At 71.9% G+C, this 15,497-nt stretch carries 16 protein-coding genes; 8 read left to right on the forward strand and 8 right to left on the reverse strand.

The features are described 5' to 3' along the window. Positions 1 to 30 precede the first annotated feature (30 nt). Together KBC94_RS07410 and KBC94_RS07415 are read left to right on the forward strand one after the other, a co-directional pair. Complete coding sequence (locus KBC94_RS07410; protein ID WP_294368061.1) at positions 31 to 1,212, forward strand: SGNH/GDSL hydrolase family protein; 1,182 nt, start codon at positions 31 to 33, stop codon at positions 1,210 to 1,212. Between the two features lie 135 nt (positions 1,213 to 1,347). Beyond that, on the forward strand, positions 1,348 to 1,728 hold the full coding sequence (locus KBC94_RS07415) for a YXWGXW repeat-containing protein (RefSeq protein ID WP_294368064.1): 381 nt from the start codon (positions 1,348 to 1,350) through the stop codon (positions 1,726 to 1,728). Between the two features lie 141 nt (positions 1,729 to 1,869). Here the strand turns inward: KBC94_RS07415 and KBC94_RS07420 are convergent, their stop codons facing one another. The 5 genes from KBC94_RS07420 to KBC94_RS07440 form a co-directional block, all read right to left on the reverse strand. Continuing rightward, complete coding sequence (locus KBC94_RS07420) at positions 1,870 to 2,598, reverse strand: LrgB family protein (RefSeq protein WP_017757070.1); 729 nt, start codon at positions 2,596 to 2,598, stop codon at positions 1,870 to 1,872. Further along, entirely contained in the window at positions 2,598 to 2,954 is a 357-nt protein-coding gene (locus KBC94_RS07425; protein WP_017757071.1) for a CidA/LrgA family protein, read from the reverse strand. The genes KBC94_RS07420 and KBC94_RS07425 overlap by 1 nt, the downstream gene beginning before the upstream one ends. Beyond that, the gene (locus tag KBC94_RS07430; RefSeq protein ID WP_294368075.1) at positions 2,954 to 4,456 is read right to left on the reverse strand and encodes an FAD-linked oxidase C-terminal domain-containing protein; all 1,503 of its coding nucleotides are present in this window, start codon (positions 4,454 to 4,456) and stop codon (positions 2,954 to 2,956) included. The genes KBC94_RS07425 and KBC94_RS07430 overlap by 1 nt, the downstream gene beginning before the upstream one ends. 22 nt (positions 4,457 to 4,478) lie before the next feature. Then, positions 4,479 to 5,324: a formyltetrahydrofolate deformylase gene (gene purU, locus KBC94_RS07435; RefSeq protein ID WP_076507512.1), complete on the reverse strand. Its 846-nt coding sequence runs from the start codon at positions 5,322 to 5,324 to the stop codon at positions 4,479 to 4,481. Between the two features lie 67 nt (positions 5,325 to 5,391). Further along, a complete protein-coding gene (locus tag KBC94_RS07440; protein ID WP_294368078.1) occupies positions 5,392 to 6,198 on the reverse strand; it encodes an IclR family transcriptional regulator C-terminal domain-containing protein in 807 nt (268 codons plus the stop codon). Positions 6,199 to 6,294: 96 nt separating this feature from the next. Between KBC94_RS07440 and KBC94_RS07445 the strand changes: the two genes are divergently transcribed. From KBC94_RS07445 to KBC94_RS07455, 3 genes are all read left to right on the forward strand, one after another. Beyond that, positions 6,295 to 7,332: a tripartite tricarboxylate transporter substrate binding protein gene (locus KBC94_RS07445; protein WP_294368081.1), complete on the forward strand. Its 1,038-nt coding sequence runs from the start codon at positions 6,295 to 6,297 to the stop codon at positions 7,330 to 7,332. Between the two features lie 73 nt (positions 7,333 to 7,405). After that, positions 7,406 to 8,917: an AMP-binding protein gene (locus KBC94_RS07450; protein ID WP_294368083.1), complete on the forward strand. Its 1,512-nt coding sequence runs from the start codon at positions 7,406 to 7,408 to the stop codon at positions 8,915 to 8,917. Between the two features lie 19 nt (positions 8,918 to 8,936). Next, positions 8,937 to 9,713, forward strand: a complete 777-nt coding sequence (locus KBC94_RS07455; RefSeq protein WP_294368086.1) for a citryl-CoA lyase — start codon at positions 8,937 to 8,939, stop codon at positions 9,711 to 9,713. A gap of 21 nt (positions 9,714 to 9,734) precedes the next feature. Here the strand turns inward: KBC94_RS07455 and KBC94_RS07460 are convergent, their stop codons facing one another. Next, complete coding sequence (locus KBC94_RS07460) at positions 9,735 to 10,580, reverse strand: ChaN family lipoprotein (RefSeq protein WP_294368090.1); 846 nt, start codon at positions 10,578 to 10,580, stop codon at positions 9,735 to 9,737. Positions 10,581 to 10,667: 87 nt separating this feature from the next. Here KBC94_RS07460 and KBC94_RS07465 point away from each other — a divergent pair, with 87 nt between their 5' ends. Beyond that, on the forward strand, positions 10,668 to 11,756 hold the full coding sequence (locus tag KBC94_RS07465) for an AbrB family transcriptional regulator (RefSeq protein WP_294368092.1): 1,089 nt from the start codon (positions 10,668 to 10,670) through the stop codon (positions 11,754 to 11,756). A 92-nt stretch (positions 11,757 to 11,848) separates the two neighbouring features. Here KBC94_RS07465 and KBC94_RS07470 read toward each other — a convergent pair whose 3' ends face one another. Then, positions 11,849 to 12,124 carry a DUF3567 domain-containing protein gene (locus KBC94_RS07470; RefSeq protein WP_076507731.1) on the reverse strand — a complete coding sequence of 92 codons (276 nt, stop codon included), beginning with the start codon at positions 12,122 to 12,124 and terminating at the stop codon, positions 11,849 to 11,851. Positions 12,125 to 12,300: 176 nt separating this feature from the next. Next, the gene (locus KBC94_RS07475; protein ID WP_294368095.1) at positions 12,301 to 13,494 is read right to left on the reverse strand and encodes a DUF3108 domain-containing protein; all 1,194 of its coding nucleotides are present in this window, start codon (positions 13,492 to 13,494) and stop codon (positions 12,301 to 12,303) included. 180 nt (positions 13,495 to 13,674) lie between these two features. Here KBC94_RS07475 and KBC94_RS07480 point away from each other — a divergent pair, with 180 nt between their 5' ends. Both KBC94_RS07480 and KBC94_RS07485 read left to right on the forward strand, forming a co-directional pair. Beyond that, positions 13,675 to 14,733 carry a fumarylacetoacetate hydrolase family protein gene (locus KBC94_RS07480; protein ID WP_294368098.1) on the forward strand — a complete coding sequence of 353 codons (1,059 nt, stop codon included), beginning with the start codon at positions 13,675 to 13,677 and terminating at the stop codon, positions 14,731 to 14,733. A 90-nt stretch (positions 14,734 to 14,823) separates the two neighbouring features. Next, positions 14,824 to 15,348, forward strand: a complete 525-nt coding sequence (locus tag KBC94_RS07485; protein ID WP_294368101.1) for a TspO/MBR family protein — start codon at positions 14,824 to 14,826, stop codon at positions 15,346 to 15,348. Positions 15,349 to 15,497: the final 149 nt, after the last annotated feature.

Here is a 15,497-nt window from a genome sequence, read left to right on the forward strand (position 1 = left end):
GCTGCCGCGCTCGTCCTTGGTCTGGCCGCAATGGGTGCGCATGCCGCGCCGGGCTGGACCGCCGCCTGGGCGGCCGCGCCCCAGAATTTCGACGCCCTGCCGCAGTTGCCCGGCGTACCGGCTGCACCCAAGTGGATGGTGCAGGGCACCGTGCGCCAGCAACTCACCGTGGCGCTGGACGGCAAGCAGGTGCGGGTGCGCTTCTCCAACCGCTTCGGCCAAAGGCCACTGCGCATCGCGGCTGCCACCGTCGCCCTGGGCACCGGGGGCGGCAACCTGTCGCCCGGCACGCGGCAGCCCCTCGCGATTGGCGGCCGCGCCGCATTCGAGGTGCCAGCCGGGCAGGAGCGCTGGACGGACGGCGCGGACCTGGCGGTGCGCGCTGGACAAATCCTGGTGGTGAGCTTTGCGCTGGCCGAGTCCGTGCCCGCCACCGTGGTGCATCGCCTGCCGCCGGATGGGGCCTGGCTGGCGTCCGGCAACCAGACCGACGCGGCGCAACTGAAGGACGTCCAGCGCAAGCCGTGGAACCTGTTCGTCACCGGCCTCGACGTCAAGCCGCCCACGCCGGCGAATGTCCTTGTGGCTTTCGGCGACTCGATCACCGAGGGCTCCGGCGCGGAAAGTGGTGCCGACGCGGCCCGCTATCCGCAGCGCCTGGGTGTGCGGTTGCAGGGTGTCGCCGGGCACACGCCCGTCGCCGTGATCAACGCCGGCATGGGTGGCAACCGCCTGCTGGCGGATTTCACCGGGCCCAGCGGCATTTCGCGATTCGACGCCGACGTCCTGCGGCAGAGCGGGGCGACGCATGTCCTGGTGCTCATCGGCATCAACGACATCGGTTTCGGCACCTTCCAGGGCAAGCTGCTGCCGGGCTTCAACCCGCCCACCGCGCAGGCGCTCACAGACGGGCTCCAGCAATTGGTCGACCGTGCCCGCGGGCGCGGCCTGAAGGTGCTGCTGGGCACACTGCTGCCTTTCGAGGGCTCGGGCTACTGGAGCGAGGCGAACGAGGCGAAGCGCGAGGCGGTCAACCGCTGGATCCGCGGCCGGCAGGACGTGGCCGTCGTCGACTTCGACGCCGCATTGCGCGACCCGGCCGATGGGCGCCGGCTTGCCGCGCGCTACGACAGCGGCGATCACCTGCATCCCAACGCGGCAGGCACGGCGGCCATGGCGCAGGTGGCCGACGTGCCGCTGCTGCGGGAATGAGGGGCCGAGCCGTGCGGCCTTCGCGCTGCCTTTCGCGCGGGATACAGCTTCACACAAGCATTTGCCTTGCGCTGACGCGCCGTTGACACCCGCGGCGCACCATCGAGGCTCCAACACTTCATGAGGAAGCAACCCATGAAAAAGAGCATCACCGCCGTCGCCCTCTCCCTGGGCACCGCCACCCTTCTTTCGCTGGGCGCCATCGCCGTCCCGGCTTCCGCCCAGGCCCAGCCGGTCATCAATGTGCAGATCGGCCAGCCCCCGCCGCCGCCCCGTGCCGAGCGCATGCCCCCGCCGCGCCGTGGCTTCGTGTGGGCGCCTGGTCACTGGGAAGCCCGTCGCGGCCAGTACGTCTGGGCGCCGGGCCACTGGGTCAAGGCGCGTCCGGGCTACGCCTACCGCGCGCCGGAGTGGCGTGAGCGCGGTGGCCGCTGGGAATACAACCGGGGCCGTTGGGACCGCGACGGCGTGCCGAATCGCCACGACCGCCGGCCGAACAACCCGAATCGGTATTGACGACACCCCCATGCCGCTTCGCGGCTCCCCCTCCCTGGCGCCTTCGGCTTGGAGGGGGCGCACCCGGAGGCCTGGCGAAGCCAGTTCCTCGGGTGCACTTGCGTCGCCTGCTCCGCGGCGCTTCGATCTGTGGGTAGTGCGTCAACCCAAGAGCCGGAAGATCAGCGGCATGAGCAGGGCAGCCAGCACCACCTGCAGGCCCAGCGCCAGCCCGGCATAGGCACCCGCGTCGGCGTTCACCTGCAGGGCCCGCGCGGCGCCGATGCCGTGCGCGGCGGTGCCCAGCGCAAAGCCGCGGGCGGTCCAGCCCGAGCCGGCTGCAGGCACGCGCAGAAGATCAAACAGGTACTTGCCGCTCAGCGCGCCCACCATGCCTGTCAGGACGGCAAAGACCGCGGAGAGCGCCGGCACGCCGCCGATCTTCTCGGCGATGCCCATGGCCACGGGCGCCGTCACCGACTTGGGCGCCATCGACAGCACCACATCCTTGGGCAGGCCGAAGAGCCACGCCAGCAGCACGGCCGATGCGCCCGCGGCGCCGCCGCCCAGCAGCGCGGCCAGCAGCAGGCGAGGACCGCGCGCGCGCAGTTCGGCCCGGCGTTCCCACAAGGGCCAGGCCAACGCCACCACGGCGGGGCCGAGCAGGAAGTGGATGAACTGCGCCCCCGAAAAATAGGTCGGGTACTTCACCCCGGTCGCCGTCAGCAGCAGCGCCAGCACCACCACCGACCACAGCACCGGATTGGCCCAGGGCGCACCCTGCATGCGGCCATAGAAGGCCTGCGCCAGCAGGTAGACGACCAGCGTGGCCGTCAGGCCGAACAGCGGCGTGGCCGAGAGGTAGACCCAGAGTTCGACGAAGTGGGGCATCAGCGCTTCTCCTGTTCTTCCTTCGGGCGGCCGGCATGCAGCACCAGTGCGGTGACCGCCAAGCCGATCCAGGTGGAAAGGGCGACGACCAGCAGGATGCGCAGCCCATAGTCCGCGAACAGGCCCAGGTGCGTCATCACGCCCACGCCCACCGGCACGAAGAGCAGCGACAGGTGCGACAGCAAAAACTGCGCGCACACGGCCACTGCCTCGCGGATGGCGGCCACGCGCAGCGCCGGCAGCAGCATCAAGAGGCCCAGCACGGGGCCGGGCAGCGGCAGATGAAGGCCGCGAGAGATCAGCTCGCCCAGCGACTGGAAGACCAGCAGCCAGGCCAGGCCGCGCAAGCCCTGCATCAGAACCGCGGCAGCTCGGGATGCGGCAGCCGCCCGCCGCGCACCACCTGCTTGCCGTATTCGGCGCAGCGCGCCAGCGTCGGGATAACCTTGCCGGGGTTGAGCAGGCCGGCAGGGTCGAAGGCGGCCTTCACCGCGAACATCTGCGCGTTCTCCTCGGCGGTGAACTGCACGCACATGCTGCTGAGCTTTTCCACGCCCACGCCATGCTCGCCCGAGACGGTGCCGCCCATGGCGACGCTGGTCTCCAGGATGTCGGCGCCGAACAGCTCGCAGCGGTGCAGCTCGTCGGGGTCGTTGGCATCGAACAGCACCAGCGGATGCAGGTTGCCGTCGCCGGCGTGGAAGACGTTGCAGCAGCGCAGGCCGTACTTCTTCTCCATCTCCGCGATGGCGAGCAGGATGTCGGCCAGGCGCTTGCGCGGGATGGTCGAGTCCAGGCACATGTAGTCCGGGCTGATGCGGCCCGAGGCGGGGAAGGCGTTCTTGCGGCCGCTCCAGAAGCGCAGCCGCTCTTCCTCGCTCTGGCTCACGGCGATGGCCGTGGCGCCGCAGCCGCGCAGCACTTCGCTCATGCGGCCGATCTCCTCATCGACCTCTTCGGGCGTGCCGTCGGATTCGCACAGCAGGATGGCGGCGGCCGTGAGGTCGTAGCCGGCATGCACGAAGTCCTCGACGGCGGCCGTCATGGGCTTGTCCATCATCTCCAGGCCTGCCGGGATGATGCCGGCGGCGATCACCGCTGCCACCGCGTCGCCGGCCTTCTGCACGTCGTCGAAGCTGGCCATGATGCAGCGCGCCAGCTGCGGCTTGGGCACCAGCTTGACGGTGACTTCGAGCGTCACGGCCAGCATGCCCTCGCTGCCGACGACCAGCGGAAGCAGGTCGAGGCCTGGCGCATCCAGCGCCTCGCCACCGAACTCCACCTGCTCGCCGTCGGCCAGGAAGCCGCGCACCCGCAGCACGTTGTGCAGCGTCAGGCCGTACTTGAGGCAGTGCACGCCGCCGGAGTTCTCGGCCACGTTGCCGCCGATGGTGCAGGCGATCTGGCTGGAGGGGTCGGGCGCGTAGTACAGCCCGTAGGGCGCGGCGGCCTCGCTGATGGCCAGGTTGCGCACGCCGCACTGCACGGTGGCGGTGCGGGCGACGGGGTCGACCTTCAGGATCTGGTTGAAGCGGGCGAGCGACAGCGTCACGCCCTCGCCGTGCGGCATCGCGCCGCCCGAGAGGCCCGTGCCCGCGCCGCGCGCCACCACCGGCACGCCCAGGCCATGGCAGGTGCGAAGTACCGCCTGCACCTGGGCCTCGGTCTCGGGCAGGGCCACCACCAGCGGGCGCTGGCGGTAGGCCGTCAGGCCATCGCATTCGTAGGGCGTGGTGTCCTCGTCCTGCCACAGCAGGGCATGCGCGGGCAGCAGGGCGCCCAGGGCCCGCACCACCTGGGCCTGTCGTTCCGCGCGCTGGAAGTTCGATTGCTGGACGGAGGTGGTGGGAGCGTTCATGGCGGGGTCGCGAGGAGGAGGGCTAACGGAAGATCACCGTGCGGTGGCCGTTGAGCAGCACGCGGTGCTCGCTGTGCCACTTGACGGCGCGGGCCAGCACCAGGCTTTCGGTGTCGCGGCCGCGGGCCGTGAGGTCCTCGACGGTGTCGGTGTGGTCGGCGCGGGCCACGTCCTGCTCGATGATGGGGCCTTCGTCCAGGTCGGCCGTCACGTAGTGGGCGGTGGCGCCGATCAGCTTCACGCCGCGGTCGTGCGCCTGGTAGTAGGGCTTGGCGCCCTTGAAGCTGGGCAGGAAGCTGTGGTGGATGTTGATGGCCCGGCCGGCCAGCCGGCCGCACATCTCGTTCGACAGGATCTGCATGTAGCGCGCCAGCACCACCAGGTCCGCGCCCTCGGCCTCGATGATCTCCAGCTGCTTCGCCTCGGCCTGGGCCTTGGTGGCGGCGGTCACCGGGATGTGGTGGAAGGGCACGTTGTAGCTGGCGGCCAGCTGGTAGAAGTCGCGGTGGTTGCTGATGATGGCGCGGATGTCCACCGGCAGCAGGCCGCTCTTCCAGCGGAACAGCAGGTCGTTGAGGCAGTGGCCTTCCTTGCTGACCAGCAGCACGGTCTTCATCGGCTGCTGGGCGGCGTGCAGCTTCCAGGCCATGCCGAAGCCGTCGGCCAGCGAGGCCAGCTGACTGCGCAGCTCGGCCTCCGGCACGCCCTCGCAGGCGAAGCGCACGCGCATGAAGAACAGGCCCGTGCCATGGTCGTTGTACTGGGCGGCCTCTTCGATGTTGCCGCCCCGCTCCATCAGGAAGCCCGAGACGGCATGCACGATGCCGCGGCGGTCCGGGCAGGAAAGGGTCAGGATGTACGCGCTCATGAGGGGGCGGATTGTCGCAGCGCCGGCAGCGGGGCGTCGGCGGGCGCAGCGGCGCGGTCGGCGGGGCTCAGAGCTCGCCCGGCGAGAGCGCCGCCAGCGCGGCCCGGCAGTTGCGGGCGATGAGTTCCTGCCGCTGGCGCGGCATGCGCTCCAGCGTGGAGGCGACGCTGATGCCCGCCACCGCCTCGCCGCGCGCGTTGCGCACCGCCATGCCCACGGCCAGCACGTTGCGCGTGGCATGGTTGCCGATGACCGACCAGCCGCGCTCGCGCGTGGCCCGCACCAGGATGCGCAGCCGCTCGGGCGTCATGCCGCCGTAGCGCGGCAGCTGCGCGGCGTTGGCGGCAATCACCTCGTCCACCTGCGCATCGGGCAGGGCGGCCAGCAGGGCCAGCCCGGCCGCGCCCACGCCCAGCGGCTGGCGCGTGCCCACCTGGATCACCAGCACCTGCACCGGGTGCGTGCCCACCTGACGCGCGATGCAGTGGGAGGCCGCACCCTCGCGCACGATGGCGAAGGCCGCATCGCCGCAGGCGCGGCTCACGCGTTCGAGCACCGGCTGCAACTGCACCGCCATGTTGGGCTGCCGGGCCGCAGGCTCCAGCGCGCCCCAGCGCGGGCCCGGCACGTAGAGGAAGCGGCCGCGTTGCGCCACATGGCCGCCCTCCTTCAGCGTGGCCAGCAGCCGGTAGACCGGCGCCCGCTCCAGGCCGGTGGCGCGGCACAGGTCGACCACACGCAGGCCCTCGGGCCGGGCCATCACGGCGTCCAGGATCTGGAGCCCGCGGCGCAGGGTGCGGCTGCCGGGGTCCTCCGTGGCCTCGGCGGGATCGTCCGGCTGCCGGACGTTTTCGTTCGTGTTTCGGGAGGCCATCTCCAAGAATCCGCCCATCCAAAAGCCTGCAGTGTGCCGCGCATCGCGCGCTGCGCCGACGGGCTCTGGCATTCGAACATCACGGAGACAACGACCATGCCTGCATCCTCACCCCGTCCCTCGCCCTGGCCCGCCCTGCGCCCGCAACGCGCCGGCCGCCGCCTGTTCACCTTGGCCGCCCTGGCCGCCGCCGTGGTGCTCGGCAGCGCGACGGCGCCAGCCGCCGCCCAGCCGGAGGCCTGGCCGGCCAAGCCGATCCGGCTCGTCGTCGGCTATGCCGCCGGTGGCGCCACCGACGTGGTGGCGCGCCTGGTGGCCGTGAAGATGGGCGAACAGCTGGGCCAGCCCATGCTGGTGGACAACCGCGCGGGGGCCAACAGCAACCTCGGCGCCGAGATCGTGGCCCGCGCCGCGCCCGACGGCTACACGCTCTACGTCTACACCATCGCCAACACCATCAATGCCTCGCTCTATCCCAGGCTGGGCTACGACCCGGTGAAGGACTTCGAGCTGGCGGGCCTGATGGCCAAGATCCCCAACATCCTGGTGGTCAATCCCAAGTTGCCGATCCGCTCGGTGGCCGACTATGTGCGCTACGCCAAGGCGTCGAAGGAGGGCCTCACCTTCGCCTCGTCCGGCGCCGGCTCGTCCATCCACCTGTCGGGCGAGATGTTCAAGATGCAGTCGGGCCTCAACATGCTGCATGTGCCCTACAAGGGAAGTGCGCCCGCCATCACCGACCTGATGGGCGGCCAGGTCGACTCGATGTTCGACAACGCGCCCTCGTCGCTGCCGCATGTGCAGGCCGGCAAGCTGCGCGCCATCGCGGTCACCAGCGCCCAGCGCCTGCCGCAGTTGCCCGATGTGCCCACGCTGGCCGAGTCGGGCTACGCGGGCTTCGACGTGCAGTCCTGGTTCGCCCTGGCCGCGCCGGCCGGCACGCCGCGGCCGGTGATCGACCGGCTCAATGCCGCCCTGGCCAAGGTGCTGGCCGCGCCCGACGTGCGCCAGCGCCTGCAGGACCTGGCGGCCACGCCGGCCAGTGGCACGCCCGAGCAGGCGCGCGCCTTCGCCGCGGCCGAGATCCAGCGCTGGCGCGAGGTCGTCAAGGCCTCGGGCGCCAGCGCCCAGTAAGCGCAGGCGCGGCGCGCGCATCCCGCCGCCGCGCCCTGCATCACGCCCGAGCGGGCCGTTTTCCTTCCTGACCATGTACCCCATCGACTTCTTCTGGCGGGCCGCCCAGCGCTGGCCTGCGCGCACCGCCATCGACGCCCCCGAGGGCCTGCTGCGCTACGACGCGCTCGCCGCCCGGGTCGCCGCCCTGGCCGCCGGCCTGATGGCCCTGGATCCGGCGCCGCAGAGCCGCGTGGGCCTCTGCGCCGCCAACAGCACGGATCACATCGCCGCGCTGCTGGCCGTGCTGGCCTGCGGCAAGGTGTGGGTGCCGCTCAACCCCAAGAGCACGCGGCCGGAGATCCGGCGCATCGTCGATGCCACCGAGCCCTCCATCCTGGTGCTGGACGCGGCCCATGCCGACCTGCTGGACGGCGCGCCGGGTGCCCGCGTGCTGACGGGCGATGCGGTGCCATCCGCCAGCGCCACCACGCTGCAGGCGCTGGAACAGGCCCACGCGGGCGCCCCGCCGCCGCGCCTGGCGCTGCCCGGCGACGCCACGCAGGCCATCAAGTTCACCGGCGGCACCACCGGTCTGCCCAAGGGCGTGATGCAGCCCTACCGCGCGTGGATGGCCACCATCGCCAACCAGATCCACGCCTGGGGCTTCGACGAACACGAGCGCTATGTGGTGGCGGCGCCCATCACCCACGGCACGTCGACCTACCTGCTGCCCATCCTGGCGCAGGGCGGCTGCCATGTGCTGCTGGCGGGCGCCGGCGCCGAGGCCGTGCGCACCGCCTTCCGCGAGCGCGGCGGCACCGCCTGCTTCATGCCGCCCACGCTGGTCTACATGCTGATGGCGCTGCCGGAGGCGAGCCGCGACGACTTTCCCCAGCTGCGCCGTCTGATCTACGGCGGCGCCCCGATGCCGCCCGAGAAGATCCGCCAGGTGCGCGACTTCTTCGGCCCGGTGCTGGGCACCACCTACGGCCAGACCGAGGCGCCGCAGATCCTCACCGTGATGCGGCCCGAGGACTTCGACGACCCGCGCAACTGGCCCGCCGTCGGTCGCACCACCTGGTTCAGCGACGTGGCCATCATGGCGCCCGACGGCCGCCTGCTGCCGCCCGGCGAGGTGGGCGAGGTGGTGGCCCGCGGCGACCTGCTGATGACCGGCTACTGGCGCCTGCCCGACAAGACCGACGAGACGCTGGTGGACGGCTGGCTGCACACCGGCGACCGCGGCCTCATCGACGAGCGCGGCTACCTCTTCCTCAAGGACCGGCTCAAGGACATGGTCATCACCGGTGGCTTCAACGTCTACCCGGTGGACGTGGAGAACGCCCTGGGCCAGCACCCCGCCGTGCACGAATGCGCCGTGTTCGGCCTGCCCGACGACAAGTGGGGCGAGACGGTGCAGGCCGCGGTGCAGCTGCGCCCCGGCGCCGACGTGGGCGAGGCCGAGCTGATCGCCTTCGTGCGCGAGCGCCTGGGGCCGGTGCAGACGCCCAAGCGCATCCACTTCCATGCCAGCCTGCCGCGCTCGCCGGTGGGCAAGGTGCTCAAGACCGCCGTGCGCGACGCCGCCCTGGCCGCCAACTGACCCCTCCACGGAGACACCGATGACCGACAAGAACGCCACCCCCGTCACCCGCCTGTGCACCCACACCCTCACCAGCCTGCACTACCGCGCCGCGGACCTGGTGCAGGACCTGATGGGCCAGAAGACCTTCACCGAGGTGATGCTGATGCAGATCCTCGGCCGCACGCCGCGCCCGGTGGACATGCGCATCACCGACGTGGTGCTGATCGTGCTGATGGAGCATGGTCTCACGCCCAGCGCCATTGCCACGCGGCTGATCTACATGAGCGCACCCGAGAACCTGCAGGGCGCCGTCAGCGCCGGCCTGCTGGCGGTGGGCAGCTCCTTCGTGGGCACCATGGAGAACTGCTCGCGCCTGCTCGACCGCATCATGGCGGCCGAGGATCCGCAGGCCGAAGCCGCCGCCATCGCCCAGCACCACAAGGCGCAGAAGAGCGCCGTACCCGGCTTCGGCCACCACCTGCACAAGCCGGTGGACCCGCGCGCCTACAAGCTGCTGGAACTCGGCCGTGCAGAGCCCGAGCTGGCCGGCCGTCACATCCGCGCGCTGGAGATGCTCTCGGCCGCCGTCGATGCCGCCGCGGGCCGGCCCATCACCATCAACGCCACGGGCGCAGTGGCCGCACTGCTGGGCGAGATCGGCGTGCCCACCGGCGTGATGCGCGGCTTCGCCGTCATCTCCCGCGCGGCCGGCCTGGTGGCGCACATCGTCGAGGAGCAGCAGAGCCCCTCGGGCCGCTTCATCTGGGACACGGTGGAGCACGCCATTCCCTACGTGGGCGAGGGCGGTCGCTGAGCGGCCTTTGCGCCGCCGTTTTCAGGGTTTGGCCGGCGCGGCGGGCTTGCGCAGCTCGGCGCAATAGTCCCTGGGCGGCATGGCGGGCGTGGCCCAGAGTGCGTTGAAGCGCTGGCGGTCGGCACCCGCGCCGCCAGCGGCCATGCGCACGCTGCGCACCTTCAGGTCGGTCGGCAGGTGCTGGGGCACGCCCAGCGCCGGGTCAGCATGGCCGGCGCCGGTGATCAGCAGCACCACCCGGCTGGGCGCCGCCGCCTGCGTGGCCTGCGCCACAGTGCGCGCCATCTCGCGGTCGCGGGCGATCTGGATGCGGGTCATGGGCTGGATCTGCGATTCCGGCAGCAGGCCGCAGTGGCCCTCGCGCACCGCGGCCACCTGGGCCTGCCAGGCGGGCGGGGGCAGCTGGGCATCGAGCGAGACGTCGGCCATGGCGTCCTTCATGCGGGCGCGGGGCAGGTTGGCGCCGAGCACCGGCACGCCGGCGCCCACCGCGGCCATCACCACCGGGCCGTAGGCAGACCAGGGCCAGGCGCGGTCGTTCCAGGCCAGGGCGGCGCGAGCCTGCGCCTCGGTGGCGGTCGGGGGCAGCGCGGCGGTACTGCGGCCGCTGTCGGCCATCTCCAGCGCGACGGCCGCCAGGCGCTGGCGGGCGGCTAGCTGTTGCACCGTCTCGCGCTCGAGCGCATGGTGGGCGTCGGCATCGTGCTGCTCGCCGAGGATCAGCACCTGCGCGGGCAGCAGGGCATCCAGGCGGCGGGAGAGCGGGGTGTCGGGCGCGTCTGCCGCCATGCCGGCGCAGCCCGCGGCCAGCACGGCGGCCATCGACAGCGCCGCACAGCGGCAAAGCAGGGGCAGGGGAGACAGCATGCCGCGGATACTAGGTGCACCGTCGGCGGCCTGCCTGTCCGTGCGATTCGCTTTCTTTCTCCGCTTCATTCCAGTCCCTCGCCTCCCGTGCCGTCCTCCGCTGCCGCTGCTTGGCGCCCCCCTCCCTATGTGTTGCGCGTGCTGGGCACGCTGCTGCTGGCCCTGGCGGCCGCCGGTCTGTGCCTTCTTCTGCACACGCCGCTGCCCTGGATGATCGGGCCCATCCTGGCCGTGTCCTTCGCCTCGATGGCCGGCCTGCCCACCGCGAGCTGGGCGCCGCTGCGCAACGGCGGGCAATGGACCATCGGCGCGGCCCTGGGCCTGTATTTCACGCCCGAGGTGACGGCGCTGGTGGCCAGCCTGTGGTGGGCCATCGTGCTGGCCATCGCCTGGGCGCTGGCGTTGGGCACCGGCTTCGGGCTCTGCCTGGACCGGGTTCACGCGCGCCACATGCCCCAGCTGCCGCCGCGCACGCTGAGAGCCACCACTTACTTTGCAGGCGCCATCGGTGGCGCATCGGAGATGACGCTGCTGTCCGAACGGGCGGGCGCGCGCACCGACCTGGTGGCTGCCGCCCACAGCCTGCGGCTGGTGATCGTGACGGTCAGCATTCCCTTCGGCCTGCAATGGGCAGGCCTGCATGGGCTGGACAGCGTGCCCGCCGCGCTGCGCGAGGTGCGGTGGGGCGGCTTCGCGCTGATGGCGGTGGCCACCGCCGCGGGGGCCTGGCTGATGCGGCGGCTGGGGCGCGCCAACCCCTGGTTCCTGGGCCCGCTGCTGGTCACGGCGGGCATCTCGATGAACGGCGTGACACCCTCGGCCGTGCCGCAGTGGCTGTCGAATTCGGCGCAGTTGGTGATCGCCGTGAGCCTGGGCGTGCGCTTCTCGCGGGAGTTCGTGCACACCGCGCCGCGCTGGCTGGCCTCCGTGGCCGCCGGCACCCTGGCCATGATCGGCGCCTGTGCCCTCTTTGCCGAGGTGCTGGCCTGGGCCACCGGCCTGCGCTGGACCACGCTGCTGCTGGGCACCTCGCCGGGTGGCATCGCCGAGATGTCGATCACGGCCAAGGTGCTGCAGCTGGGAGTGCCGGTGGTGACGGCCTTCCAGGTCTGCCGGCTGGTGGCGGTGCTGCTGTTGACGGGGCCGCTGTTCGAGCGGCTCTACCGGCGGCGCTGAGGCCTGCGCCGCAAAAGCAAAAGGCCCGCGATGCGGGCCTTTGTCACGCTGGCGCTGCCGGCTTCGGCCGGCAGAACCTGGCGTTGCGCATCTCAGTGCATCAGCACCGGGTTCTGTGCCAGCTCGGCATAGCCTTCGAGCGTGTCTTCCACCTCTTCCTGGGTGGGGGTGTTTTCCTGCCAGGCGGCGATCTGCTGCTGGAACAGCTCGGCCCAGGAGCCGTCGAGGTAGACCTCCTTGCCGGAGCGCTTGTCCACGATCTCGAAGCCGTCGCGCGACAGCATCGGATGGCTGCCGGCGGGGCGGCTGCCTTCCTCCGGCTGCACGTGGACGACGACGAAGCTGTCGGAGTCGTAAAGCATGTGCATGGCGGGGTGCTTCAGAGAGTCGATGAGGGACATGGTCATGTATTTAGCAATCAATGCGCCAGATTCAAGAGCTGCCGATCTCGTGTGGGCCAATGCGCCGCCCTAATGTACGCGGCACATCGCGGGCCCGTCCGCAAAGGGTCTCCCGTGGGGCGCCGCTGTTGCGGCGGCGCATCTCACTGTGCCTTGTCGGCGCTGCGCAGCTGCAGGTCGGCGAAGTCGCCGTTGGCCTCGGTCTGGCGGATGCGCACCGGCAGCCAGCCGAGGTCGGCCGCGAGCCAGACCTCGATCTTCTGGTCGTACTCGCGCCGCGGCAGGCGAACCAGGCGGCGGGCCAGGTGCTCACCAGAGGGCGTGGCGACGGTCTCGTCGCCTTCGACGCGGAAGGTCCACACATCGGCATCGCGCGGCCCCGCCACCTGCAGGCTGATCGTGCGGCCGGACGTGTAGCGCGCCGGGTCGCCGCCCACCAGCGCCGTCAGCTGCATCAGGATGCTCAGGCGGTCCTGCGCGCCCGGCTGCAGCGGCACGCGCGTGTTGGCGCTGCTGAAGACGATCTCGCCCGTGTCGCGCACGAAATGCGTGGCCACCTCGCTGCGGCGGCGGTCCGAGAAGCGCTCCGGCGCGATGCCTTGCGGGCCGATGCGGCCCTCGCTGGTCTGCGCCCGGATGGTGCGGAACAGCACCTTGAGCGAAAGCCGCGCGTTGTAGCGGTCACCGTCCTGCAGCCAGGTGAGTTCGCCGAACACGCCCGACATGGGCTGCATGCCCTGCTGGCCGGTGGCGTCGAAGTCGAGCTTCACCGAGCCCGGCAGCTGCAGCGGCACGGTGGCGCCGGCCGTGGGCGTGCCGGCTGTCGGGCCCGAGGGAGCGTCGCCACTGCCGCCGGTGCCATCGCCGCCGCCCGGCCCGAGCAGTCCGCCGCGTTGCGATCCGCCGCCGTTGTCGGTGTCGGCCGACACCACCTCGGCGGGCGCAGACGCCGCGGCCTGCGGGGCGGGCGCCGAGGGGGCCGGCTCCGGCGCGGTGGCCACCTCGACGGCGGGCAGGGTGGGCGCTGGCGGTTCAGGCTCGGCCAGCGGGCGCGGCGCCGCCACCGGCGCGGGCCGGTGAACGGGGTGCCGGGGCGCCGCATGCGGCGCGGCGCGTGCAGGCGCAGCCGCGGCCGCTGCCGGTGCGGGGGGAGCGATCACCACCTCGCGCGTGCTGAAGCTGTGGGCCAGCGGCAGGGGCGGCGGCTCGCTGCCCAGCGGCAGCAGGCCCAGCAGCAGCACGTGCGCGAGCGCCACCGCCGCGGCCAGCAGGGCCAGTGCGCGCCAAGGCCTGCGGCGGGGGGCGGGGAGGTCGGTGGAAGAGGCGCTCGGCGTCATCGGCGGCTTCGGCGGAACAGCGGCTGGCTACACTGCCCCGTCCTGGGGGATGGCCCTCGCCGATCGCGCAGCCCGTGGGCAGAAGGCACACGGCGCGGCGATGGGAAACGGCATCCCGATGAGTTTAGTCAGCGCGTGCGGCCCACCTCCGGCCGCGTGCCGCATCCCCTTCACGCCTCCATGAAACTCGCCACCCTCAAGGACGGCTCGCGCGACGGCCAGCTGGTCGTGGTCTCGCGCGACCTGACGCAGGCCCATTACGCCACCGGCATCGCCCACCGGCTGCAGCAGGTGCTGGACGACTGGGGCTTCATGAGCCCTCAGTTGCAGGACCTGTACGACCTGCTCAACAGCGGACGCGCACGGCATGCCTTTCCCTTCGATCCAGCCCAGTGCATGGCGCCGCTGCCGCGCGCCTACCAGTGGGCCGATGGCTCGGCCTACCTGAACCATGTGGAACTGGTGCGCCGCGCCCGGGGGGCCGAGATGCCGGCCAGCCTGCGCAGCGACCCGTTGATGTACCAGGGCGCCAGCGACGACCTGCTGGGTCCCTGCGACGACATCGTGGTGCCCAGCGAGGCCATGGGCATCGACTTCGAGGGCGAGGTGGCGGTCATCACCGGAGATGTGCGCATGGGCGCCTCGCCCGAGCAGGCGCTGGATGGTGTGCGCCTGCTCATGCTGGCCAACGACGTCTCGCTGCGCAACCTGATCCCGGCCGAGCTGGCCAAGGGCTTCGGCTTCGTGCAGGGCAAGCCCGCCACCGCCTTCAGCCCCGTGGCCGTGACGCCCGACGAACTGGGCGAGGCCTGGCGCGAAGGCCGCGTGCACCTCACGCTGCAGGTGGCCTGGAACGGCCGCACCGTGGGGCTGTGCGAGGCGGGGCCGGACATGCACTTCCACTTCGGCCAGTTGATCTCGCATCTGGCGGCCACCCGCCGCGTGCGCGCCGGCAGCATCGTCGGCAGCGGCACGGTCAGCAACCCGGGCGTGGAAGACGCGGCGGGCCGGCTCGACTGGCCGCGCGGCTATGCCTGCATCGCCGAGAAGCGCTGCATGGAGACGCTGCAGGACGGCGCCCCGCGCACCGGCTTCATGCAGTTCGGCGACACGGTGCGCATCGAGATGAAGGGCCTGGACGGCCGCTCTGTCTTCGGCGCCATCGATCAGGAGGTCGTGCCGCCCGGCGGCCGGCCACGCGCCGAGGCGCAGCCCGCCGGGGGCGACGGCGGCGACTGATCCGGCGCGGCGGCGCTGGCGTAAGGAGAGGGCGGCGTCCCACCCGCCGGTGGCGGATGTCGCGCCAGCATTGCCCCGGAGGTCCTGCCCATGAATGCTCCTTCTCTTTCGATGAACCCGCCTGCCTCGTCCCGCGCCCGCCAGGTGCTGGGCCTAGTCGGCTGGCTGCTGCTGTGTTTTGCGGCGGCCGGTGTGGGCGGACTGGCCTCGGCCAACGCGGCCGGCTTCTACGGTGAACTCATACGGCCCGACTGGGCGCCGCCGGCCTGGCTCTTCGGCCCGGTGTGGAGCGCGCTCTACACGCTGATGGCGATCTCGGCCTGGCTGGTCTGGCGCCGCGGCGGCTGGGCGGCTGCGCCGGGCGCGCTCGGCTTGTTCGTGGTCCAACTCGCGGTCAATGCTTCGTGGAGCTGGTTCTTCTTCGTGTGGCACCTGGGCGCCGCATCGCTGGCGGTGCAGGTCGTGCTGGTGCTGCTGGTACTGGCGACGCTGGTCGCCTTCTGGCGGCGCTCGGCGCTGGCCGGTGCGCTGCTGCTGCCCTATGTGGCGTGGCTGGGCTTTGCCGGCGTGTTGATGACCGTGATCTGGCAGCTCAATCCGGCGCAGCTGGGTTGATCGCAGGCGCCCGATGGCGCACGCCGACGAGGGGCATGCGCGTCCCGTGAACGCCGGCCGTGCCAGGCGGGCCGTCGCGAGAAAGTGGCGCCGCGCACGGTGGGCCGATGGCCGACGCCGCGCACGTCGCCCGCTCGGGTAAGCTGGCA

This window comes from Pseudacidovorax sp. (assembly GCF_017991995.1).
Taxonomy (GTDB): domain Bacteria; phylum Pseudomonadota; class Gammaproteobacteria; order Burkholderiales; family Burkholderiaceae_C; genus Xenophilus.

Bases quoted from the DNA above. Each gene is read 5' to 3' on its own strand.
- KBC94_RS07410 (WP_294368061.1), top strand. From the start codon at position 31: ATGGGTGCGCATGCCGCGCCGGGCTGGACCGCCGCCTGGGCGGCCGCG.
- KBC94_RS07415 (WP_294368064.1), top strand. From the start codon at position 1,348: ATGAAAAAGAGCATCACCGCCGTCGCCCTCTCCCTGGGCACCGCCACC.
- KBC94_RS07420 (WP_017757070.1), bottom strand. From the start codon at position 2,598: ATGCCCCACTTCGTCGAACTCTGGGTCTACCTCTCGGCCACGCCGCTG.
- KBC94_RS07425 (WP_017757071.1), bottom strand. From the start codon at position 2,954: ATGCAGGGCTTGCGCGGCCTGGCCTGGCTGCTGGTCTTCCAGTCGCTG.
- KBC94_RS07430 (WP_294368075.1), bottom strand. From the start codon at position 4,456: ATGAACGCTCCCACCACCTCCGTCCAGCAATCGAACTTCCAGCGCGCG.
- purU (WP_076507512.1), bottom strand. From the start codon at position 5,324: ATGAGCGCGTACATCCTGACCCTTTCCTGCCCGGACCGCCGCGGCATC.
- KBC94_RS07440 (WP_294368078.1), bottom strand. From the start codon at position 6,198: ATGGCCTCCCGAAACACGAACGAAAACGTCCGGCAGCCGGACGATCCC.
- KBC94_RS07445 (WP_294368081.1), top strand. From the start codon at position 6,295: ATGCCTGCATCCTCACCCCGTCCCTCGCCCTGGCCCGCCCTGCGCCCG.
- KBC94_RS07450 (WP_294368083.1), top strand. From the start codon at position 7,406: ATGTACCCCATCGACTTCTTCTGGCGGGCCGCCCAGCGCTGGCCTGCG.
- KBC94_RS07455 (WP_294368086.1), top strand. From the start codon at position 8,937: ATGACCGACAAGAACGCCACCCCCGTCACCCGCCTGTGCACCCACACC.
- KBC94_RS07460 (WP_294368090.1), bottom strand. From the start codon at position 10,580: ATGCTGTCTCCCCTGCCCCTGCTTTGCCGCTGTGCGGCGCTGTCGATG.
- KBC94_RS07470 (WP_076507731.1), bottom strand. From the start codon at position 12,124: ATGCACATGCTTTACGACTCCGACAGCTTCGTCGTCGTCCACGTGCAG.
- KBC94_RS07475 (WP_294368095.1), bottom strand. From the start codon at position 13,494: ATGACGCCGAGCGCCTCTTCCACCGACCTCCCCGCCCCCCGCCGCAGG.
- KBC94_RS07480 (WP_294368098.1), top strand. From the start codon at position 13,675: ATGAAACTCGCCACCCTCAAGGACGGCTCGCGCGACGGCCAGCTGGTC.
- KBC94_RS07485 (WP_294368101.1), top strand. From the start codon at position 14,824: ATGAATGCTCCTTCTCTTTCGATGAACCCGCCTGCCTCGTCCCGCGCC.